We start from the raw sequence: 20,087 nt of genomic DNA, 5'->3' as shown, positions 1-20,087 counted from the left end.
GTGGACATTCCCGGAGGCCTGGCCGAACCCCATGCGAAACGGGGGCTCCCGGACAGGGCAGCCGAGTGAAGCCCGCCCGCGAACTCGTCACGAACTCCACTGAGGAGTCGAAAGGTTTTTTCGTGGCGCCGCAACCACAATCCCGTTCCCGGTCTGCGGCGATCGGCGGAACGAGTGCCCCTGGCCGAGAAACGTGCGCAGCCTGGCGACGATACCTAGACTGGGCCGTACCGGTCGGTGACACAACCTGGAACGAATGACGACGCCACGAACGCGTGAGGCAGTGGTGGCCAGTCCGCTGCATGCCAGACCAGGCCTGGACGAACGGGAGCCGGTACGGGCCGTGCGCGTGCGGCGGGGCGTCGGTGATGGACCAGAGGGGTTCCCCAGCCATGAGCGATGCGCATCGGTTCGAAGGGAAGGCGGCGAGCCCCGGCGGCGACGCCGTGTTCGCGGCGTGGGAGCGGTTCGTCCAGGGCGAGGACCAGGTCCCCGGCGTCCGGCCGGTGGTGGCGATCTCCTGGCACCGGTGCCGGGAGCGGTACCGGGTGGACCCGCAGATGACCGAGGCTCCGGTCGCCATCGCCGAGCGCAGTCACACCCCCGAACACGACGTCGTCTTCGCCGAGCTGGGTTTTCGCGCCGCCTCCGTGGCCCGGGAAATGGCCGGCCTGCCCGGCGTCGTCACCGTCACCGACGCGGCGGGCCGGATCCTGGGCAGCTGGGGCGACCAGGGCACGCTCGCCCGAGCCGCCGACCTCAATCTGGCACCGTGGTTCAGCTGGTCGGAATGCGCGGCGGGCACGAACGGCATGGGTACGGCGCTCGAGGCGCACGGCCCCGTCCTGATCAGCGGCGCAGAGCACTGGTGCCAGGCGTTCCACAGCTGGGTCGGCGCCGGCATCGCGGTGCGTGACGTGGTGACCGGCGAGCCGATCGGGGGCCTGAACCTCTCGTGCTGGCGCAGCCAGCTCCCCCCGTGCGCGGGCGGCTGGCTGGCGAACGCGGTCGCCAAGACCCAGAGCGCGCTGAAGCGGCGTGCCCGCGACAGCGGTGCGGAGCTGGTCGCCGCCTACACCCAGGCGAGCGCCCGCTCCCATACCCCGCTGGCCGCGGTCGACACGGCGGGCAAGGCCGTGATCGCGGACGACACGGCGAGTGTGCTCATGGGCGTCCCGGCGTCGACCCCGGCGGTCGACTCGACGCTGCGCTGGAACCCTGGGCTCCCGGAACTGATCGCGGCCGCTCGGCACGCCAGCAAGCAGGCAGCCCACAACCCCGACTGGGTCGGCTCCACGCAGATCTTCACCCACCTGGCCGACGAGCCGGCCGCGATCAGCATCCGGCCCGTCTTCTCCTCCGCCCAGCTGATCGGGCACCTGGTCTCGTTCGGAGTCTCCGACGGGGTCCAGCTGCCCCAGGCGGAAGTGTCCGCGAGCCCTCGCCTGCGCCCTCGGCGGGTGGTCGGGATGCGGGACAGCCGGATGGTGCTGCTGCACCTGCCGGAAGTCTCGTTCGCGGAATCAGAAGGCAACGACGTCTGGCTGTCCACCGCGCAGGGGCGCTTGCGAGCCGCTTCGCAGAGCCTGGACAAGCTCGACACCGAGCTGGCGGAGGCCGGCTTCCTGCGGGTGCACCGCAGATACGTGGTCAACCTCAGCCGCATCCGCGAGATCGAACGCGGGCACAAGGGCGAGCTGCGGCTCGTCATGGACGACGGGGCGAACGCGATGGTGCCGGTCTCCCGCCGCAACGCACCGGCCGTGCGCCGTGCGCTGGACCTCTGAGTTCCCGGCACCACCGCACCACCCGGAAGGATTCACCGGTGTCTGACAGCCCCGACGCCGTGGCCGGCGAGACGAACGACCGGAGCTCGGGCGGCCTCGGCCTCCCCGGCGCGGCCGCGCGTGGCCACCGCACGGCCGCGGCCGCGAGCAACCGCGACTGGTGGCCGAACCGGCTCGGCCTGGACATCCTCCGGAAGCACCCCGCCTCGGCCGACCCCTTCGGGCAGGACCTCGACTACGCCGCCGAGTTCCGGACCCTCGACCTCGACTCCCTGGCGCGGGACGTCGACGAGGTCCTGACGACCTCGCAGGAGTGGTGGCCCGCCGATTTCGGCCACTACGGGCCGCTCGTGATCCGGATGGTCTGGCACTGCGCCGGGACCTACCGCGTCGACGACGGCCGGGGCGGCGCCGCGATGGGCATGCAGCGCTTCGCCCCGCAGAACAGCTGGCCGGACAACCGCAACCTCGACAAGGCGCGCCGGCTGCTGTGGCCGGTGAAGAAGAAGTACGGGCGCAAGATCTCCTGGGCCGACCTGATGGTCTTCGCCGGCAACCGCGCCCTGGAGACCATGGGCTTCACCACCTTCGGGTTCGCCGGCGGCCGCACCGACGTCTGGGAGTCCGACGACGACGTGTACTGGGGTCCCGAGCACGTCTGGCTGGGCGACGAGCGGCACGGCGGCGTCCGGGAGCTGGAGAGCCCGCTCGCGGCCGCCCAGATGGGCTTGATCTACGTCAACCCGGAGGGGCCGCACACCGTCCCGGACCCGGTCACCGCGGCGCGCGACATCCGCGAGACGTTCCGCCGCATGGCGATGAACGACGAGGAGACCGTCGCGCTGATCGCGGGCGGGCACACGTTCGGCAAGACCCACGGTGCCGCCGAGCCGGACACCCACCTGGGCCCCGAACCCGAAGGCGCCGCCTTGGAGGAGCAAGGGCTGGGCTGGCGGAGCGGTTACGGCACCGGCAAGGGCGCGGACACCATCTCCAGCGGGCTCGAGGGCACGTGGACCCCCACCCCGACCCGCTGGGACAACAGCTTCTTCGAGACCCTGTTCGGCTACGAGTGGGACCTGGAGCTGAGCCCCGCCGGCCTGTGGCAGTGGATCCCGCGGGACGGCGGTGGCGCCGGAACCGTGCCCGACGCCCACGACCCGGCGAAAACGCACGCCCCGACGATCCTGACGACGGATCTGGCACTGCGGACGGACCCGGTCTACGAGCCGATCGCCCGGCGTTTCCTGGAAAACCCGGGCCTGCTGGCGGACGCGTTCGCCCGGGCGTGGTTCAAGCTGACGCACCTCGACCTGGGCCCGATCCAGCGCTACCTCGGGCCGCTCGTGCCGCGCGAGACCCTGCTCTGGCAAGACCCGGTCCCCGCCGTCGACCACGAACTCGTCTCCGCGGCGGACATCGCCGCGCTCAAGCGCGAGATCCTCGCCTCCGGGCTGTCGGTCTCCGAGCTCGTCGCCACGGCCTGGGCGTCGGCCTCGACGTTCCGCAGCAGCGACAAGCGGGGCGGGGCGAACGGGGCGCGCATCCGCCTCGAACCGCAGCGGAGCTGGCCGGTCAACGAGCCCGACCGGCTGGCGCGGGTGCTGCGCTGCCTGGAGGAGATCCAGCAGTCCCGAACCGGGGGCAGGAAGATCTCGCTGGCCGACCTCATCGTGCTCGGCGGCGCCGCGGCCGTCGAGCGGGCCGCCGCTGACGCAGGCCACGACGTCGAGGTCCCGTTCACCCCGGGCCGTATGGACGCGACCCAGGAGTGGACCGATGTGGAGTCTTTCGCCGCGCTCGAACCGGCCGCGGACGGATTCCGCAACCACCGGGGCAAGGGCGGCCGGCTCGCGCCGGAGCAGCAGCTGGTCGACCGGGCGAACCTGCTCGGCCTGAGCGCGCCGGAGATGACGGTTCTCGTGGGCGGTCTGCGGGTCCTCGGGGCGAACCACCGGCAGTCGCCGCTGGGCGTTTTCACCACCCGGCCCGGGTTGCTGACCAACGACTTCTTCGTGAACCTCCTCGACACGGGCGTGGAGTGGCAGCCGAAGCCGGGATCCGGTTCACCCGCGGAGATCTTCGAAGGCCGTGACCGGACCACCGGTGAGGTCAAGTGGACCGGCAGCCGCGTCGACCTCGTGTTCGGTTCGAACTCCGAACTGCGAGCACTCGCCGAGGTCTACGCGAGCGACGACGCGGAAGCACATTTCGTGCGTGACTTCGTTGCGGCGTGGGACAAAGTCATGAACCTCGACCGGTACGACCTCCGGGCGTGATCCGGACGCGGACGCGGCCGGCCGAGTTTTTCACCGGGTGCCGCCGGCCGCACCCGGGACGGGTTTCGGGTGACCCGGCCCCTGCCCAACGGAGCCGAAGCGCGTGCGAACGGTAGTCGATCCGACGTGAACGGCGCGCGCCGAGTGAGCCGCCCCGCGCGCTTGTCGGCGTGTTTTCTCCGGCGTAGCGTGCCTATTGAGTACCGATTTTGAGTCGGACGTCGGACAACGCGGGAAAATTGATCGGATTTCGAAAAATTTCCGTGCGGGAATGCGAATCGCCGCGCCCGAGCACCTTCGATGCGACCGATGCGAAGTCGGCACGACGATCGGGATGAGGAAGGTGAAGGCCGATGACGACAGCGCCGGAGCGGACCGACTTGCTCAAAGAGCTCGGGCTGGATGTGCAGAACCACGCAACGCTGGGTCGCGTGCTGGGCACCGGAAAGATCGGGCAGGCCAGCGAAGGATCGGATGGCCGCATGAAGGCCACCATTCGCATCAACGAGGACGAGCTAATGTGGGATCCCTCCATTCTCGTGATGCCCCACGGAGGGGATATCGACATCGAGCTCGTCAACGACGACAAGAACACCCACTGCGCGCTCCTGCCGAGCAATGGCGACCGGAAATTCATTTGGCTGGTGAATCATTCGCGTGGCCGGGCGACGCTCAACCTCGACGGCCCGGGCTACTACTGGTTCAGCTCGCCCACCGGCAACGACGAGGGCCGGGGCCTGACCGGAGCCATCGTCGTCCTGGGCGACGCGCCGCCGGAGGCCCGTCTGGACCGACCCGAGCAGCCGCAACCATAGGAAGGAGGAGGGCATGACGACATCGGAAGACTACGTCGACGCCGGTGAGGCCATCGACCAGGGAAACCTGAGCTACAAGATGCCGGGCGGGGACCTTGCTCCGCCGGTCACGGCCGGTGTGAACTACGAGCGCATCCTCAACGCCCGCAACGAACCGCACAACTGGCTGACTTACTACGGGGCCTACGACGGGCAGCGCTACAGCCCCCTCGACCAGATCAACACGGAGAACGTCAAGCGCCTCGCCCCCGCCTGGGTGTTCCAGGCCGGCACGACGGGCCTGATCGCGGGCGCGTCGACCTATTCGTTCGAGGCCGCCCCGATCGTCGTCGACGGGATCATGTTCGTGACCGGCTGGGACGGCTGGATCTGGGCCCTGGACGCGAAGACGGGCGTGGAGATCTGGCGGTACAAGCACGCCGTGCCGTTCGACGTTTCACTGTGCTGCGGCAACGTCAACCGCGGGTGCGCCGTGGCGCAGGGCAAGGTCTTCTTCGTGACGGCGAACGCCCGCCTCCTCGCGCTCGACGCGACCAACGGGAAAATGGTCTGGGCCAAGACCTACGGCGACGTACGGGCCGGTGAGAGCGCCACCGTCGCTCCGCTGATCGTGAAGAACATGGTCATCGTGGGCAGTTCCGGAGGCGAGTTCGGCGTGCGCGGTCACCTGGACGCGTTCGACCTCGAGTCCGGCGAGCACCAGTGGCGCTGCTACATGGTGCCGAAGCCCGGAGAACCCGGCTCGGAGACCTGGCCCGCCGACGGCGAGGCCTGGGCGCGCGGCGGCGCTAACTGCTGGGTCACCAGCACGTTCGACCCGGAGACCAACTTGCTGTACGTGGGCACCGGCAACCCGGCGCCCGACTTCGACGGCGAGGTCCGGGAAGGCGACAACCTCTACACCGACAGCATCGTGGCCGTCGATGTGGACAGCGGGCAGATCCGCTGGCACTACCAATGCACGCCGCACGACCTGTGGGACTACGACAGCATCGCCGAGTGCATCCTGTTCGAGAAGGACGGCCGCAAGCTCCTCGGGCACTTCGACAAGAACGGCTACTTCTACGTCCTCGACCGCACGAACGGCGACCTGGTGCAGGCCACCCCGTTCGTGGACCGCATCACCTGGGGCGCGGTCACGCGGGACGGCCGGGTGACCGCGAAGCTGTACCCGGAGAAGGAGGGCGAGCCGGTCCACTTCTACCCGGGTCCGGCCGGCGCCAAGGAGTGGACGCACGCGTCCTACAGCCCGAAGACCGGGCTCTTCTACGTCCCGGTCCAGGACACGGGGGCCACGGCCACCCGGCGCCGCCGGGAGTTCAAGGAGAGCATCCCCTATTGGGGCGCCGGGGTTCAGGTGGACGCCGAGGACATGACCGGATCGATCAGCGCGTTCGACGGCAACGGCGAAGAGAAGTGGCGCTGGCGCAACGAACTCCCGATGTGCGCCTCGACGCTCGCCACCGGCGGCGACCTGGTGTTCGCCGGCGAGGCCACCGGCGAGTTCAACGCGCTCGACGCGCGTTCCGGGGAGCTGCTCTGGCAGTTCCAGTGCGGAAGCGGCCACCACAGCAGCCCGACCACGTACACGGTCGACGGACGGCAGTACATCGCCGTGCCCGTCGGCTGGGGTGGGTGGGCCGAAGGGTTCCTCCCCGGGATGCTGGGTGCGGGGCACGGAAGCGCCCTGTTCGTCTTCGCCCTCCCGGAATCGGCGTGACGCTCGAAGACCATCCGCCGCGATTCGGACCGAGGAGGTGAGTCCATGGAGTCTCGACTCGATGTGTGGGAGACGCCCGAGTTCGACGAGATCGGAGTCGCGCCCGAGGTGACCATGTACATCGCTCAGCTGGACGACTAGAGGACGTGGGTGGCGCCGGGCTCCGGCCCGGCGCCCTCCGCCGGCTGGGACGACCACGGACGGGGGTGCCGGGATGTGGCTGCGGGTGCTGGGCTCGGCTGCGGGAGGCGGTTCCCCGCAGTGGAACTGCGGCTGCCCGGTCTGCACCGCCGTCCGGTCCGGGACCGGGCGCGCCCGCACCCAGTCCTCGGTCGCGGTGAGCGCCGACCGCCGGTCCTGGTTCCTGATCAACGCCTCGCCGGACGTGCGCGCCCAGATCGAGGCGTTCCCCGGGCTGCGGCCGCACGACGGCGACCGCACTTCGCCGATGGAAGCGGTGCTGCTCACCGATGCCGAGCTGGACCACACGCTGGGCTTGCTGCTGCTGCGCGAGGCCCGCGGCCTGCGGCTGCACGCCACGCCGGCGGTGCACAAGACGTTGCGTGACGGCTCGGGGCTGCTCCGCACGCTCGAGCTCTACTGCCCGGTCGAATGGCGGGCGGTGGTCCCCGGCGCCGACGTGCCGCTGGCCGACGGGCTGTCGTGCCGCGCGTTCGACGTGCCCACCACCAAACGGGACCGGTTCGGTCCCGGGGCGGACCACGGTCGCGTGGTGGGCTACCGCCTGACCGACGAGACCAGCGGAGGGTGGCTGGTCTACCTGCCGGGGGTCCAGGCGCTGACGCCGGCGCTGTGCGCGGAGATCGCGGGCTGCGACTGCCTGCTGATCGACGGGACCTGCTGGCGTGACGACGAGCTGGTCCGGCTCGGCCTGGCCGGCAAGACGTCGCGCGAGATGGGCCACCTGCCCATCGACGGCCCGGACGGCACGCTGGCCCTGCTCCCGTCGCTGCCCGTCGGGCGGGTGATCTTCGTGCACATGAACAACACCAACCCCATCCTGCTGGAAGACACGGCCGAGCGGCGCCTCGTGGCGGCCGCCGGCATGGAGGTGGCCGTGGACGGACTCGAGGTCGAGGTGTAACGCATGACAACGACAACCGGGACCACCGCCGCGACGACCGACGAGTTCGTCGAGACGTTGCGGGCCCATTCGCGCCGCTACCACGACCAGCACCCGTTCCACGTCCGGATGAACGCCGGCCTGCTGAGCCGGGGGCAGCTCCGCGGCTGGGTGGCCAACCGGTTCTACTACCAGGAGAACATCCCCCGCAAAGACGCGGCGATCCTGTCCAACTGTCCCGACCTGGAGGTTCGCCGCCGCTGGATCCGCCGCATCGTCGACCACGACGGCCGCCACGCCGGCGAAGGTGGCATCGAGGCGTGGCTGCGCCTCGGCGAGGCCGCCGGGCTCACCCGCGAGGAAATCCTCGACCACCGGCACCTGGTCCCGGGGGTGCGGTTCGCGGTCGACGCCTACGTGAACTTCACCCGGACCCGCCCGTGGGTGGAGGCGGTCGCGTCGTCGCTGACCGAGCTGTTCGCCCCCGACCTGATGGCGGAGCGGCTGGCCGCGTTCGAGCGGTGGTACCCGTGGATCGCGCCCGAGGGCCTCGCCTACTTCCGCGCCCGCCTCGAGCAGGCTCCGCGCGACTGCGAGCACGCCCTCGAGGTGGTCACCGCGCACTGCCGGTCCGCCGAGTCCCAGGCCCGCGCCGTCGACGCGCTGTCGTTCAAGTGCGATGTCCTGTGGAGCCTGATGGACGCGATCGATCGAACCCACCCGGAGTGAGCGCCATGGACTCGACGACCCGCACCGAAATGTCCACATCGGACCGGCCACGGCTGGCGCGGCACGTCCGGTTGACGTTCAACCCGGCCCGGCAGCAGCACGTCCTGCAGCTCCCCGAGACCGTGGTGGTGCTGAACCGCACCGGCGCGGCCATCCTCGAACTCTGCGACGGACGGCGAACGGTGGCCGAGATCGTGACCGAGCTGGGCGAGCGGTACGAAAGCGTGCCCGGCGACGAGGTGCGGCGGTTCCTGACCCGGCTCGCCGCCCGGCGTTGCGTGGAGCCGGCCGATGGATAGCCCCTTCGGACTGCTGGCCGAGCTGACCTACCGCTGCCCGCTGGCCTGCTCGTACTGCTCCAACCCGCTGAACCTGGCCGACTACACCGACGAGCTGACCACCGCCGAGTGGCGGCGGGTGCTGCTCGAAGCCCGAGACCTCGGGGTTCTGCAGTGCCACCTGTCCGGCGGGGAACCGCTGCTGCGGCGCGACCTGGTGGAGATCGTGGCGGAAGCCCACGACCTCGGCCTCTACACCAACCTCGTGACCAGCGCCCTCGGGCTCTCGCGGCGGAAAGCGGAGCAGCTGCGGGCAGCCGGCCTGGACCACGTGCAGATCAGCGTCCAGGCCGACGAACCGCATGCGTCCGACCGCATCGCCGGAACCCCGTCGTTCGCGCGCAAGATCGAGGCCATGGGCGTGGTCAAGGAACTGGGGTGGCCGCTCACCGTGAACGTGGTGCTGCACCGGCAGAACATCGACCGCGTCGCCGACGTGCTCGCGCTGGCCGAGCAGGTGGGCGCCGATCGGGTGGAGCTGGCCAACACCCAGTACTACGGCTGGGCGCTGCGCAACCGGGCCGCGCTGCTGCCGAGCCGGGACCAGCTCGACACGGCGGAGGTGGTCGTGCGAGCCGCCCGCGAGCGGCTGAGGGATCGCATGGACGTCATCTACGTCCTGCCCGACTACTACAGCCGCTACCCCAAGCCGTGCATGGGCGGCTGGGCGTCCCGGCAGCTGACCGTGACGCCGAACGGCGACGTCCTGCCCTGCCCGGCCGCCCAGTCGCTGCCGCTGCCGCGGGCGAACGTCCGGGAGGACCCGCTGGCGCGGATCTGGGCCGAGGCCCCGGTGATGACCGCGTTCCGGGGCACGGACTGGATGCCGGATCCCTGCCGCGGCTGCGATCGGCGGGAGATCGACTTCGGGGGCTGCCGCTGCCAGGCGTTCCAGCTCACCGGCGATGCGGCCCGCACCGACCCGGTGTGCCACCTGTCGCCCGACCACGACCTCGTGGCCCGGGTGGTCGAGACCGCCAACACGGACACCCGGACCGATCTTCCGGTGGTCCCCCGGCCGCACCGGGCAGGCCATTCCAGCGTGTGACGCTCAGTCCGTTTCGATCGGTGCTCCGCCGAACACGGCGAAGCTGACGGCCCAGTAGGCGATGTAGAGCGCGAGCAGCACGAACCCGTGCCAGCGCCTGAGCCGGCGCGTGTAGAGGAAGTACGCCGCGAGCGCGGTCATGCCGACGAGGACCGGGAGGTGCCAGGAGAGCACGTTCCCGTCGACGTCGATGCTGCCGCCGGCGAGCAGGACGATGCCGAGCTTCGCGGTCACGCCGAAGACGACGCTGCCGATGACGTTGCCCACCCCGAGCTCCGGCGCGCCTTTGCGGGTGGGTTCGACGGTCAGGAAGACGTCCTCGAGCGTGAGCACGAGGGTGGCGATCGTCGCGCCGAAGAGGGCACCCTGGATGTGGTAGTCCTCCAGGATGCCCTGGGTGCCGTAGCTCGTGATGGCCGCGCCGGCGACGAGGCCCACCAACGCGACCACGGCCAGCGCGATCGCGGCCCAGCCGGGGATCGGGCGCTCCTTGTTGAACGGCATGGTCACGACGAACGGCGGCTTGTCGGTGGGCACGTCGGCGGGGTCGCGCGTCGCCGAGGTCGCGCTTGCACTTCCGCCGGAGCCCGCCCCGACCTCCAGCTTCTCGAGGATCTCCGCATTGCGGAAGACCGGCGTGCTCCGCTTGAGCTCCCGGGTGGCCACGTACCCGATGAAGAGCACGAACAGCAGTACGAGCACCACGCCGTAGATCGGCGTGAGGGGCGCGAAGACGATGAAGGGAATCAACACCAGTGGCGCGGCGGCGAACAGCGCGAGGTACGGGCGCGGAATGTTCACCTTCGTCGGCGAAATGATCGCGGCGAGGGCGAGCACGACTCCGATCATCGAGATGGCCGTGCCGAATACCGTCCCGAGCGCGACGTCGCCGAGATCTTCGACATTCAATGCCACCCCGAGCGCGACGTCGTCGAATTCGATTCCGGTGAACACGATCGCGAGCAGGAACACGGAAACGCGCAGACCGGCTGCCGCTCCGACGAGGTAGGTGATCAGCTTCTCCGCGCTGTAGATCAGCAGCGCCGCACCCGCGGCGAAAATCAGGATCGACATCGTACCGGCGTTCCTTTCCGAAGGGCCGAAAAGGTCAGTGCTCGGGTCGACCGGCAGTCGGTCACTCCCCCGTCCTCCGATCTTCGCAGGTCGGCGTCGATTCGGCTACGTCCACTCACCCGCGTGAAATTGTGGAGAAAAATTTGCCCGTTCGGCGGTGGAATTCGACGGTTTCCGCTGCGGCCGGCCGCATTGCCGGCGGGGCCGCCGGGGCAGGCGTTCGCGGGTGGCAGGATGCGGGCCATGCGAGTGACCCGCTACGACGCGGTCCAGGAGGTTCGGCGCGGGCGGGTGGACACGAACACCGTGGCCCGGCTGGACGAGGTCGGGGGGTTCGCCGAGGTGCTCGACGCGCTCGGGCGGCTGCGTGGCGAAGACCCGACCGCGCGGGTGCTGTGCACGCTCGACGACGTCGACCAGTGCTTGTACACGAACCTGCACGCGACGGAAGACGACCGCCTCTGGTACGACGACGGTGGCGACGAGGACCCGGCCCGGCGGCGGAAGGTGGACGACGCCCGGGTGGAGCACGTCGCCGCGGTGCTCGAGGATCCCGCGTCCAGGGTGGAGTGGGCCGAACTGCCCGGGCAGCGCACGGGCGGAGAGGCCGACGTCGCGGCGCTCGTCGCGGTGAACCGGGCGCCGGACGGGTTCCTGGACGACGTCGTGCTCGTGCAGCGGGTGCCCGTGGCCCGCGACGACCTGGCCATCGCGGGGATCCCGAACGGCTACTTCACCAGCGACTGGAACGTGTCCCAGAACCACGCGATCGTGCGGCGGATGGCGGCACACGGCTACCGCCACTTCGGGATCGGGGCCTCGCTGCTCGGGTTCGATCGGGACGCCGCCCCGTCGCCCGAAGAGGCGCGGGCGGTCGTCGCCGATCTGACGCACCTCTACGGCGCGCCCGGCGTGACCGCGTGGGACGAGCTCGCCGGGCTGCTGCCCGGACGGCGCCTGCTGCTGCTCGGCTACACGGAGAACTTCCCCGATCTGGCCGGCTAGCTCGTCTGGACCGCCGCACGCGCCCGGGCCCGCGGGCGCACCGTGAAACCGCTCGGCTTGAGCGTCAGGGACTCGGCGATCTTCAGCTCGTAGGCCGGATCAGCCTCGAAGTCGTAGCGCTGCACCACCATTCCCAGCGCCAGCACCGCTTCGTGCAGCGCGAACTGCCGGCCGATGCACGCGCGTTCCCCCGTGCCGAACGGTTTGTAGGACTGCGCCGGGCGTTTCTTCACCGCGGCCGGCTCGAAGCGGTCCGGGTCGAACTTCTCCGGGTCCGGGCCCCACACCGCGGGGTCGCGGTGGACCAGTGGCAGGGGCACGATCACCCAGTCGCCCTTGCGCATCCGGTACTTCCCGCCGAGCAGCACGTCTTCGCGGGCCTCGCGCGAGTAGCCGGGCGCGGTCGGCCAGAGGCGCATGGCCTCGTCGAGCACGCGGCGCACGTAACGCAGCTTCGCGACGTCGCCGAACCCCGGCTCGCGATCGCCCCACACCGCGTCGACCTCGGCGCGCGCCTTCGCCAGCACCTCGGGGTTGCGCGTGAGGTAGTACAGCGCGAACGACAACGCGCCCGACGTCGTCTCGTGGCCCGCGACGACGAACGTGATGGCCTGGTTGCGGATGTTCACCGGGTCCAGCCGCTCCCCCGTCATCGGGTGTCCCTCGGTGAGCATCAGGCCGAGCAGGTCGCGGCTCTCGCCCCCTTCGCGGCGGCGGGCCTCGATGACCTCGTCGACGAGGTTGTTCATGGTCGCGATGTCGGCCTGGTTCTGCGCGGGCGACCCGGCGAACGCGCGCCGCACGAACGGGAGCTTCACGTTCTGCAGCTGGGCGAACCGCAGCGCGCGGATCATCGCCGTGACGAACGGGTGCGGCTCGGCGCGTTCGAACGAGCCGAACCGGTAGCCGAAGCCGGCTCGCCCGATCGTCTCCAGGGTCAGGCGGGTCATGTCGGCCGCGACGTCGACCGGACCACTCGCGCGGTCCCACGCGTCCGTCAGCTCGTGCGCGACCTCCAGCATCACCGGGTGGTAGCGGCGCATCGCGTCGGCGGAGAACGCCGGCTGCAGGATGTCGTGGGCCAGCCGCCAGTTCGGCTCGTGCGTGTGGGCGGTGAACAGCCCGTCGCCCGCCACCGCGCGCAGGTTCTCGATGCCCAGGCCGACGTGCTTGCCGAACTTCGTCTCGTCGTTGAGCTGCGTGACCACGTCGACGCCGCCGGCGAACACGATCTCGAACCCGAAGATCTTGCGCGTGAAGATGGGCCCGACCTGCTGCCCGACGCGCAGGGTGTCTTGCAGCGGCGTGCGCGGGTTCGACCCGAGCAGGTCGCCGATCACCGGCAGCCGGCCCGGCCGGTGCGGTATCCCGGTGGTGTCCACGTTCGCTCCCCTATTGAACCCAGATCCAATAACGTCACGATCCCCCGCTACTGAACCCGTGTCAAGTAAGCTGGCGTGATGCGGACACGGCTGAGCACGCAGGAGCGGCGCGAGCAGCTCCTGGGCATCGGCGCCGGGCTGTTCGCGAACCGGCCGTACGAGGACGTGTGGATCGAGGAGGTCGCCGAGATCGCGCAGGTCTCGCGCGGCCTGCTGTACCACTACTTCCCCACGAAAAAGGACTTCTTCGCCGAGATCGTCCGCCGGCAGCGCGACCAGCTGCTGGCGATGAGCGAGCCCGACCCGGCGCTGCCGGTGACCGAGCAGCTCAGCGCCGGGCTCGACGTCTACCTCGAGTTCGCCCGCACCCACCCCGACGGCTACCGCATCGTGCACCGCTCCGCCGGCGACGCCGACCGGGAGATCCGGGAGATCCGCGAAGCCGGGATGGCCGCGAACACCGAACGCATCCTGGCCGCGCTCACCCTGCTGCGGCCGGTCACCGAAACGACCCGCCTGGCCGTGCGCGGCTGGCTGGCCTTCGTCTCCACCCTGATCCTCGACTGGCTCGACCAGCCGAAGGTCACCCACGAGGAGCTGCGCGACATCTGCGTGCGGACCCTGTTCGCCGCGGTCGACGTCACGGTGTGACGCAACCGCTCGTTCAAGGTGAAGCCGTGACTCCGCCGAACGACGATTCTCGTGGCCCGTCCCGGGTGGCGACGTCCTCCCTGCGGGGGCGCACCCGCGAGAACGCCTCGCGGTCGCGCTGGAGCTGGTCGGCGAGGCCGGTTTCGATCGCCTGAGCAGTCTCAGCGGCGATCTCACGGCGGCCGTCGACGCCCAGGCGGTCGCGTTGGACGGCAAGGGTGACGTGTCGCTGGTCAGCTTGGTCGAGGCCGTGCGGGATCACGCCGGTCTCCGCGACACGGTCCGCGCGCACCTCGAGCAAACCCACGACACCGCCGGGAAAACGAGCGCCGGGCGCGCGATCGCCCGCGGCGAACTCGGGCCCGACGCCGACGTGCCCGCTTGCCGCACGCTCGCGCTGTCGCAGGTGCTTTTTCCGCGCTGCTCGGCGGCGCGGTGCCCAACGCGCAGACCGGGAAAAGCTGGTCGAGCACGTGCTGCCGCCTCTGCTCACCTCACCCCCGGCCTCTCGGTAACCACCACGGCTCCCTCCGCGGTTCGTCATGCCCGTGAGCCGTCGAGTGCGACCCGAGTCTTGCCTGGAAGTTCCGTACGGCATCGAACGGTCACAGCAAGACCCAATGGCCGACTGGCGCGAGGTCACCGACGCGAGCTGACCGGTGACGAGATCCGCCGCACCGTCGAGGACTTCGCCGCCGCGGCGCGCGTGGAAGTGCACGGCGCCCACGGTTATCCGCTGCAGCAGTTCCTGTCGATTAACGCCAACCGGCGTACGGACGAGCGGGAAGGAGCGTGCCTGACCATGACCGGAAACCCGTGTCGAGACTGTCCCGCGCGATCGCCGGTGCCGCGCTGGTGGTCATCGGGGCCGGACCCTTGCCGGCCGATTTCCTCGTGCCCCACAGCGCAAAACAGCATCTGCACAACCCGAACTGGCCGCCGCACGCGAAGTTCCAGGACGCGCAGTACATGGGCCCGCTGAGCGGCCAGTGATCCCGAGTTCGAGGCCACGGACCCCCGGGTGCTCGGGATGCCTTCGCAGCTGTTCCTGGCGTTGGCGCTGCTGTCGGGACTTGCCCGGCGCGGTGGCGGTGGCGGGAGCCCGGGCGCGGTGGATCGGCCGGGGGCGAACGGGTGGTCCCTCGTCGACGAGCGAGGGCAGGGTGATGCGGTCGAGACTCCTCGATCACCCCTGACCGTGAGCGGACGACCCCGGCGCGCCTTCATGCCTGGCAGGTGATGCGCCGGCGCCGGGTGGCTGGTGCTGTTCGCGGCAACGGCAGCGAGCGAAGGAGTCAGCCATGTCCGACGTCGAGGTCAAGCGCGAGGAGAAGCTTTCGCGCGAGGACGCCGCCCAGCGGCTCGCCGCGCTCGCCGCCGCGCTGGCGGAAGGGGGCAAGGTGGAGCTCGCGCTGGGGGCCAGCACCGTGAAGGTCCACGTGCCCGACGAGGTGGAGATCGAGGTCGAGATCGAGATCGACGGCCGTGAGGTGGAGCTGGAAGTGGAGCTGAAGTGGTCGACCGGCAAGCCCGCCCGTGCGGTGGCCACCAGGCGCACCGGCCGGCGATCCGCCGCGGCCGCGAAATGACTTCGGCGGCCGCTCGGCACCGGTGACGGTGGCGGGCAGCCGTACCGGGTCGTTACCGGCCAGCCGGTACGGACGTTACCGGCTGGCCGGTATCGACGTATTCCCGGCAGCACCGGGCCCGCAACGGCCGCTGGCGGCAATGTGCGAAAGCGGCACCGCTGCGACGCTTGTTTTCATGAAATCGAACGAGCGGTTCCCGCGGCGCTCAGAGCCTGAGGACCTCACCACCGTCACCGGGCACAACGGCACGTCGTACCTGTGCCCGGACCTGTCCGCGGTCGACCAGCACATCACCTTGCTGTACCAGGAAATCGAGCGCACTCCCCCGGCGAGCCGGGCCGAGGTCGAGCGGACCGTCTGGGCCGACATCGACCTGCTGCTCGACCGCCGGAAGTGGCTCGAGGTGACCACCCTCACCGCCGCGGGGTGACCTGGCGGTTCGCGTGAACGGCGGACCCGCCGTCGTCGTCTCGCCGGATCAGCCGGCCAGGCGCGGGAAGAGCACCTCCGCGTTGCCGCGGTCGATCGCGGCGGCCTCGCCTTCGGCGAAGCGCGGGTACTGCTACAGGTAGTCGTTGTAGTACGCGCCGGCCTGTTCCGGAGCGAAAGGCCAGTCGCTGCCGTAGAGGACGTGCTCCGGTTCGGCGAACTCCAGCAGCGCCGGCAAAGCGCTGGGACTGGCCGAGAGAGCCGTGTCGAAGTAGAAGCGTTTGAGCTCGCGGATCATGTCGTCGGCGTCGCGTGTGGTGTCCACGACGGTCGACGTCAGCCCGGAGAACCAGTAGGCGGCGTAGGGCAGGAAGCCGCCGCCGTGCGAAAGGATCACGCGGACGTCCGGGTAGCGCCCGAGCATGCCCGTGAGCACCAGGTTGAGCGCGGCTCGCGTGGTGTCGAAGACGTAGTCCGCCAACGGCGCCGGAGTGCCGGCCAGCAGCGGCATCGGCGGCTGCGCCGGGTGGACGAACACAACGGCTCGCCGCCGGTCCAGTTCCGCCCAGAGCGTCGCGAAATCGGGGTCGCCGAGGTAGCGGCCATCCACATTGGACATCAGGACCACCCCGTCCGCGTGCAGCGAGTCCAAGGCGTGGACGGCTTCCGCGACGGCTCCGTCGACGTCGGGCAGCGGAATGCCGGCAAAGTGCCCGAAGCGGTCCGGGCGGTCCTTGACGAGCTCGGCGCAGTACTCGTTCACCGCGCGCGCAAGGGTGCGCGCCTCGGCGTCGTCACCGAAGTGCGTGCCGGGCGCCGTGACCGACAGAACGCCCGTGGCGATGCCCTGGCGATCCATCATCGCGACGGCGGCGCCGGCACTCCAGCCGGGGATCGCCCAGCCGCCGGAGTCGAGACCGCGCCCGGCGAGCGCCTCGGCCCAGACAGACAAGCGTGTGATCGACGACGTGGAGGCCCTGGCCCAGGCGGCCGACCGGCTGTTCTACGCCATGCGCCGCTCCCGCACGGCCATCGGCAACCGCGCCGCCGGCGGCCTGTCGCTGGCCCAGCTCGCCCTGCTCGATCCCCTGGCCGAGGACACCGACGCCGCCGGGCTGCCGGTCAGCCGGCTCGCCGCGGGCGCCGAGGTCAGCGTCCCGACCGCGACCCGCATGCTCCAGCAGCTCGAGGCCAAGGGCCTGATCACCCGGCACCGCTCCCCGGACGACGAGCGGAAGGTCCTCATCCGCCTCACCGCCGAGGGCGCGCACCGCCTGCGGGCCCTGCGCACCGAGCTGCGCGCCCGGCAGTTCGAAGCGCTGTCGCGTTATTCGCCACAGGAGCGGCGCCAGCTGACCGCGCAGCTGCGGGGGCTGGCCGACGTCATCGGCGGGAGCATGACCGGTCCGTCGCGCTGAGCCGGTTGGGTGAAGGCCACGAGGTGGGTTGACTGGGGCGCATGCCTGCCGACGTGACCAACGACTACGACAGTTTCGCCGAGGCGTACACGGCCGAGAACGAGACCAGCCTCATCAACGCCTACTACGCGCGGCCCGCGATCCTGGACCTGGCCGGGGACGTGGCCGGCCGGCGGATCCTCGACGCCGGCTGCGGATCCGGTCCCGTGCTCGCCGCACTGCGCGACCGCGGTGCCGAGGTGAGGGGCTTCGACGCCAGCGTCAAGATGGTCGAGCTCGCCCGGCACCGGTTCGGCGCCGACGCGGACCTGCGGGTCGCCGACCTGAGCGAGCCGCTGCCGTATCCCGACGCGGAGTTCGACGACGTCATCGTGTCGCTGGTGCTGCACTACCTGGAGGACTGGTCCGCACCCCTGGCCGAGCTGCGGCGCGTGCTGAAGCCCGGTGGCCGCCTGATCCTGGCCGTCAACCACCCGATCATCTTCAAGCTGTTGCGTCCCGAGTCGAGCTACTTCGCGATCACCCGGTGGTCGGAGGAGTACGACTTCGCCGGCCAGAAGGCCACGCTCACGTACTGGCACCGGCCCCTGCACGCGATGACCGACGCCTTCACCGCGGCCGGTTTCCGGACGGCCGTGATCAGCGAGCCGTATCCGGCGCCGGGCGCGCGCGAGCGGTTCCCCGAGGAGTTCGGGGACAAGCACGCGTTCCTGTGTTTCCTGTTCTTCGTTCTCGAGGCCGCCTGAGTCACGCGCCCGCCCCGCCGTTTTCGTCGCGGCGCTTGTATTCGGCGAGGACCTCGTCCAGCGAGCCGTGCGCGCGGATGCGGCCCTCGTCCAGCCAGAGGGCCGTGGTGCACAGCTCGCGCAGCAGGTCGTCGGCGTGGGAGGCGAACACCAGCGCGCCGGAACGGCGGGCGAGGTCGACCAGGCGGCCACGGGCTTTGGCGAGGAAGGCCGCGTCGATCGCGCCGAGGCCTTCGTCGAGGATGAGGATCTCGGGGTCGATGGTGGTCACCACGCCGAGGGCGAGCCGGACGCGCATGCCGGCGGAGTAGGTGCGCAGCGGCAGGTGGAGGTAGTCGCCGAGCTCGGTGAACTCCGCGATGTCGTCGACCCGGCGCTCCATCTGCCTGCGGCTCATGCCGAGGAACAGGCCGCGGATCAGGATGTTCTCGCGGCCGGAGACCTCGGGGTCCAAGCCCACGCCGAGGTCGAACACCGGCGCGATCCGGCCGACGACACGTGTGCTGCCGCGCGTCGGCTCGTAGATGCCCGACAGCAGCCGCAGCAAGGTCGACTTGCCGGCGCCGTTGTGCCCGACGAGGCCGACGCGGTCGCCGTCGCGCAGCGACAGCGTGATGTCGCGCAGCGCCTCGATGACCGGAACCTTCGCGCCGGTGCCGATCTTGCCGCCGACCTTGCCGGGCACCTGCTTCTTCAGCGAGCGCGTCTTGGCGTCGAAGATCGGGAAGTCGACGGAGGCCGCCGTCACCTCGATGCTCACCATTCCGCCGCTCCTCCTCGTTTCGAATGCGAATGGAAGTTATCATTCGCATTCGGGTGCCGGCCGCGCGCCCCGAGGTGCGAGGTAACGTGCGGCCGGTGAGTCAGCGATCCGTCGAGCCGGGCTTCCGCCCACCCCAGCAAGCTCGCAGCAGGGAGTCCCTGCAGAAGGTGCTGTCCGCGGCCGAGCACGTGCTGGCCGACGGCGGCATCGAGGAGTTCACGGTCGGCGCGGTCGCCGACCGGGCGGGGCTGTCGGTGGGGGCGATCTACCGCCGGTTCTCGGGCAAGGACCAGCTGCTCTACGCGGTGAAGGACGAGCTGCTCGGCCGCCTGGAGACCGCCGTCGGAGACGCGCTGCGCTCGCCGGCGCCCGGGCTTCGCGCGACCGTCACCGGGTTCACCGAGGCCCTGGCGCAGACGTTCACCCGCCACGGCCGCGTCTTCCCCGAACTGCTCGACGCCCAGCGCACCGAGGGCCGCGACCGCGGCCTCCAGGCGATGGCCGCGATCCAGCGGACGTTCGTCGACGCCGCCGAACCCTGCCTCGCCGAGATCCGCCGCCCGGACCGCCCGCTCGCCCTCCGGATGGCCGCGCGAACGATCATCGGCTCGTGCGTCCACCGAGCCGCCTCGGGCCGCTTCTGGCCGGACGACTTGACGTGGAGCGAGTGGGCGACCGAGACGGCGGAGATGACGCTGGCGTATCTGACGTCTGCCGTCAGGTGATCACCCCCGCGGCGAGGGTGTCGCCGTCCTGGGGGTCGATGACCAGGAAGGAGCCGGTGCGCGGGCTGACGGCGTAGGGATCGACGGCGAGCGGCTCGGCGAGGCGGAGGGACGCGTGGCCGATGTCGTTGAGCTCCAGGGTGGCCGGGGCGTCGACGGTCAGCAGGGACTGTTCGTCGAACCGCGCGGTGATCGCCGTGACGACCGCGGGGGTCGTGCGGGTGCCGTGTTTGACCAGGACACGCGCGGCGGGTGCGAGGGGTTTCGCGGAGAGCCAGCAGAGGGCGGCGGACAGGACGTCGGTGAGCTGTGGCGGCCGGTCGGCCGCGGCGAGCACGTCGCCGCGGGAGATGTCGAGGTCGTCGGCCAGCAGCAGGGTGACGGACGTGCCGGCGCCCGCCTCTTCCAGAGGTCCGTCTGCGGTGTCGATGCGCTCGACCGTGCTGCGCAGCCCGGCGGGCAGCACGACGATCTCGTCGCCCGGGCGCACGGTACCGGCGGCGAT

Annotated in this window: 22 protein-coding genes and 2 pseudogenes; 18 read left to right on the top strand and 6 right to left on the bottom strand. The window is 70.6% G+C overall.

Features of this window, described 5'->3' with window-relative positions; genetic code table 11:
* Positions 1-392 precede the first annotated feature (392 nt).
* The 9 genes from AB0K15_RS39450 to pqqE all read left to right on the top strand — a co-directional run bounded on the left by AB0K15_RS39450 (position 393) and on the right by pqqE (position 9,800).
* Positions 393-1,787 carry a LytTR family transcriptional regulator DNA-binding domain-containing protein gene (locus AB0K15_RS39450; RefSeq protein WP_364062951.1) on the top strand — a complete coding sequence of 465 codons (1,395 nt, stop codon included), beginning with the start codon at positions 393-395 and terminating at the stop codon, positions 1,785-1,787.
* A gap of 38 nt (positions 1,788-1,825) precedes the next feature.
* Positions 1,826-4,066 (top strand): catalase/peroxidase HPI, encoded by a 2,241-nt coding sequence (gene katG, locus AB0K15_RS39445; RefSeq protein WP_364062948.1) that lies wholly within the window; start codon positions 1,826-1,828, stop codon positions 4,064-4,066.
* Positions 4,067-4,419: 353 nt separating this feature from the next.
* The gene (locus AB0K15_RS39440) at positions 4,420-4,881 is read left to right on the top strand and encodes an MSMEG_3727 family PQQ-associated protein (RefSeq protein ID WP_364062945.1); all 462 of its coding nucleotides are present in this window, start codon (positions 4,420-4,422) and stop codon (positions 4,879-4,881) included.
* A gap of 13 nt (positions 4,882-4,894) precedes the next feature.
* Positions 4,895-6,601, top strand: coding sequence for a PQQ-dependent dehydrogenase, methanol/ethanol family (locus AB0K15_RS39435; protein WP_364062942.1), 1,707 nt, complete (start codon positions 4,895-4,897; stop codon positions 6,599-6,601).
* Between the two features lie 45 nt (positions 6,602-6,646).
* Positions 6,647-6,742 carry a pyrroloquinoline quinone precursor peptide PqqA gene (gene pqqA / locus AB0K15_RS39430; protein WP_220239625.1) on the top strand — a complete coding sequence of 32 codons (96 nt, stop codon included), beginning with the start codon at positions 6,647-6,649 and terminating at the stop codon, positions 6,740-6,742.
* 73 nt (positions 6,743-6,815) lie between these two features.
* On the top strand, positions 6,816-7,706 hold the full coding sequence (gene pqqB / locus AB0K15_RS39425; RefSeq protein ID WP_364062939.1) for a pyrroloquinoline quinone biosynthesis protein PqqB: 891 nt from the start codon (positions 6,816-6,818) through the stop codon (positions 7,704-7,706).
* A 3-nt stretch (positions 7,707-7,709) separates the two neighbouring features.
* Positions 7,710-8,414: a pyrroloquinoline-quinone synthase PqqC gene (gene pqqC / locus AB0K15_RS39420; RefSeq protein WP_364062936.1), complete on the top strand. Its 705-nt coding sequence runs from the start codon at positions 7,710-7,712 to the stop codon at positions 8,412-8,414.
* Positions 8,415-8,419: 5 nt separating this feature from the next.
* Positions 8,420-8,713, top strand: a complete 294-nt coding sequence (gene pqqD, locus AB0K15_RS39415; protein WP_364062933.1) for a pyrroloquinoline quinone biosynthesis peptide chaperone PqqD — start codon at positions 8,420-8,422, stop codon at positions 8,711-8,713.
* On the top strand, positions 8,706-9,800 hold the full coding sequence (gene pqqE / locus AB0K15_RS39410; RefSeq protein ID WP_364062930.1) for a pyrroloquinoline quinone biosynthesis protein PqqE: 1,095 nt from the start codon (positions 8,706-8,708) through the stop codon (positions 9,798-9,800). The genes pqqD and pqqE overlap by 8 nt, the downstream gene beginning before the upstream one ends.
* Positions 9,801-9,803: 3 nt before the next feature.
* Here pqqE and AB0K15_RS39405 read toward each other — a convergent pair whose 3' ends face one another.
* Positions 9,804-10,874 carry a sodium:proton exchanger gene (locus tag AB0K15_RS39405; RefSeq protein ID WP_364062927.1) on the bottom strand — a complete coding sequence of 357 codons (1,071 nt, stop codon included), beginning with the start codon at positions 10,872-10,874 and terminating at the stop codon, positions 9,804-9,806.
* 243 nt (positions 10,875-11,117) lie between these two features.
* Between AB0K15_RS39405 and AB0K15_RS39400 the strand changes: the two genes are divergently transcribed.
* Positions 11,118-11,879 carry a hypothetical protein gene (locus AB0K15_RS39400; RefSeq protein WP_364062924.1) on the top strand — a complete coding sequence of 254 codons (762 nt, stop codon included), beginning with the start codon at positions 11,118-11,120 and terminating at the stop codon, positions 11,877-11,879.
* Here AB0K15_RS39400 and AB0K15_RS39395 read toward each other — a convergent pair.
* A complete protein-coding gene (locus AB0K15_RS39395; protein ID WP_364062921.1) occupies positions 11,876-13,261 on the bottom strand; it encodes a cytochrome P450 in 1,386 nt (461 codons plus the stop codon). The two genes, AB0K15_RS39400 and AB0K15_RS39395, sit on opposite strands and share 4 nt — an antisense overlap.
* A 78-nt stretch (positions 13,262-13,339) precedes the next feature.
* Here AB0K15_RS39395 and AB0K15_RS39390 point away from each other — a divergent pair, with 78 nt between their 5' ends.
* Positions 13,340-13,912 carry a TetR/AcrR family transcriptional regulator gene (locus tag AB0K15_RS39390; protein WP_364062918.1) on the top strand — a complete coding sequence of 191 codons (573 nt, stop codon included), beginning with the start codon at positions 13,340-13,342 and terminating at the stop codon, positions 13,910-13,912.
* Between the two features lie 13 nt (positions 13,913-13,925).
* Here the strand turns inward: AB0K15_RS39390 and AB0K15_RS39385 are convergent, their stop codons facing one another.
* A complete protein-coding gene (locus AB0K15_RS39385) occupies positions 13,926-14,219 on the bottom strand; it encodes a hypothetical protein (protein WP_364062915.1) in 294 nt (97 codons plus the stop codon).
* Between AB0K15_RS39385 and AB0K15_RS39380 the strand changes: the two are divergent.
* The 4 genes and pseudogenes from AB0K15_RS39380 to AB0K15_RS39365 form a co-directional block, all read left to right on the top strand.
* Positions 14,118-14,690 (top strand): annotated as a pseudogene (locus AB0K15_RS39380) (hypothetical protein); the annotation flags it as partial. The gene AB0K15_RS39385 and the pseudogene AB0K15_RS39380 overlap by 102 nt on opposite strands.
* Before the next feature lie 14 nt (positions 14,691-14,704).
* Positions 14,705-14,905 carry a DUF6640 family protein gene (locus AB0K15_RS39375; RefSeq protein WP_364062912.1) on the top strand — a complete coding sequence of 67 codons (201 nt, stop codon included), beginning with the start codon at positions 14,705-14,707 and terminating at the stop codon, positions 14,903-14,905.
* A 308-nt stretch (positions 14,906-15,213) separates the two neighbouring features.
* Entirely contained in the window at positions 15,214-15,501 is a 288-nt protein-coding gene (locus AB0K15_RS39370; RefSeq protein ID WP_364062909.1) for an amphi-Trp domain-containing protein, read from the top strand.
* Between the two features lie 175 nt (positions 15,502-15,676).
* A complete protein-coding gene (locus AB0K15_RS39365) occupies positions 15,677-15,931 on the top strand; it encodes a hypothetical protein (RefSeq protein WP_364062906.1) in 255 nt (84 codons plus the stop codon).
* A gap of 132 nt (positions 15,932-16,063) precedes the next feature.
* On the opposite strand, the gene AB0K15_RS39360 is transcribed toward AB0K15_RS39365, so the two are convergent.
* Positions 16,064-16,882 carry an amidohydrolase family protein gene (locus AB0K15_RS39360; RefSeq protein ID WP_364062903.1) on the bottom strand — a complete coding sequence of 273 codons (819 nt, stop codon included), beginning with the start codon at positions 16,880-16,882 and terminating at the stop codon, positions 16,064-16,066.
* A 4-nt stretch (positions 16,883-16,886) separates the two neighbouring features.
* Here AB0K15_RS39360 and AB0K15_RS39355 point away from each other — a divergent pair, with 4 nt between their 5' ends.
* Together AB0K15_RS39355 and AB0K15_RS39350 are read left to right on the top strand one after the other, a co-directional pair.
* Positions 16,887-17,348 (top strand): MarR family transcriptional regulator, encoded by a 462-nt coding sequence (locus tag AB0K15_RS39355; protein WP_364062900.1) that lies wholly within the window; start codon positions 16,887-16,889, stop codon positions 17,346-17,348.
* A gap of 41 nt (positions 17,349-17,389) precedes the next feature.
* A complete protein-coding gene (locus AB0K15_RS39350; protein WP_364062897.1) occupies positions 17,390-18,094 on the top strand; it encodes a class I SAM-dependent methyltransferase in 705 nt (234 codons plus the stop codon).
* 1 nt (position 18,095) lies between these two features.
* On the opposite strand, the gene AB0K15_RS39345 is transcribed toward AB0K15_RS39350, so the two are convergent.
* A complete protein-coding gene (locus AB0K15_RS39345; RefSeq protein WP_364062893.1) occupies positions 18,096-18,857 on the bottom strand; it encodes an ABC transporter ATP-binding protein in 762 nt (253 codons plus the stop codon).
* Positions 18,858-18,952: 95 nt separating this feature from the next.
* On the opposite strand from AB0K15_RS39345, the gene AB0K15_RS39340 reads away from it, so the two are divergent.
* Positions 18,953-19,582: a TetR/AcrR family transcriptional regulator gene (locus AB0K15_RS39340; protein WP_364062890.1), complete on the top strand. Its 630-nt coding sequence runs from the start codon at positions 18,953-18,955 to the stop codon at positions 19,580-19,582.
* Here the strand turns inward: AB0K15_RS39340 and AB0K15_RS39335 are convergent.
* Positions 19,575-20,087 (bottom strand): annotated as a pseudogene (locus AB0K15_RS39335) (sulfate adenylyltransferase); the annotation flags it as partial. The gene AB0K15_RS39340 and the pseudogene AB0K15_RS39335 overlap by 8 nt on opposite strands.

The organism is Amycolatopsis sp. NPDC049253 (assembly GCF_040678995.1).
Classification (GTDB): Bacteria; Actinomycetota; Actinomycetes; order Mycobacteriales; family Pseudonocardiaceae; genus Amycolatopsis.
Note: the sequence above shows the minus strand (reverse complement) of the source record. Positions and strands in the feature narration are given on the sequence as shown.

Coding starts and splice junctions, on each gene's coding strand:
- pqqC (WP_364062936.1), top strand. CDS start 7,710: ATGACAACGACAACCGGGACCACCGCCGCGACGACCGACGAGTTCGTC.
- pqqE (WP_364062930.1), top strand. CDS start 8,706: ATGGATAGCCCCTTCGGACTGCTGGCCGAGCTGACCTACCGCTGCCCG.
- AB0K15_RS39440 (WP_364062945.1), top strand. CDS start 4,420: ATGACGACAGCGCCGGAGCGGACCGACTTGCTCAAAGAGCTCGGGCTG.
- AB0K15_RS39450 (WP_364062951.1), top strand. CDS start 393: ATGAGCGATGCGCATCGGTTCGAAGGGAAGGCGGCGAGCCCCGGCGGC.
- AB0K15_RS39390 (WP_364062918.1), top strand. CDS start 13,340: ATGCGGACACGGCTGAGCACGCAGGAGCGGCGCGAGCAGCTCCTGGGC.
- pqqD (WP_364062933.1), top strand. CDS start 8,420: ATGGACTCGACGACCCGCACCGAAATGTCCACATCGGACCGGCCACGG.
- pqqA (WP_220239625.1), top strand. CDS start 6,647: ATGGAGTCTCGACTCGATGTGTGGGAGACGCCCGAGTTCGACGAGATC.
- pqqB (WP_364062939.1), top strand. CDS start 6,816: ATGTGGCTGCGGGTGCTGGGCTCGGCTGCGGGAGGCGGTTCCCCGCAG.
- AB0K15_RS39405 (WP_364062927.1), bottom strand. CDS start 10,874: ATGTCGATCCTGATTTTCGCCGCGGGTGCGGCGCTGCTGATCTACAGC.
- AB0K15_RS39365 (WP_364062906.1), top strand. CDS start 15,677: ATGAAATCGAACGAGCGGTTCCCGCGGCGCTCAGAGCCTGAGGACCTC.
- AB0K15_RS39345 (WP_364062893.1), bottom strand. CDS start 18,857: ATGGTGAGCATCGAGGTGACGGCGGCCTCCGTCGACTTCCCGATCTTC.
- AB0K15_RS39370 (WP_364062909.1), top strand. CDS start 15,214: ATGTCCGACGTCGAGGTCAAGCGCGAGGAGAAGCTTTCGCGCGAGGAC.
- AB0K15_RS39350 (WP_364062897.1), top strand. CDS start 17,390: ATGCCTGCCGACGTGACCAACGACTACGACAGTTTCGCCGAGGCGTAC.
- AB0K15_RS39400 (WP_364062924.1), top strand. CDS start 11,118: ATGCGAGTGACCCGCTACGACGCGGTCCAGGAGGTTCGGCGCGGGCGG.
- AB0K15_RS39435 (WP_364062942.1), top strand. CDS start 4,895: ATGACGACATCGGAAGACTACGTCGACGCCGGTGAGGCCATCGACCAG.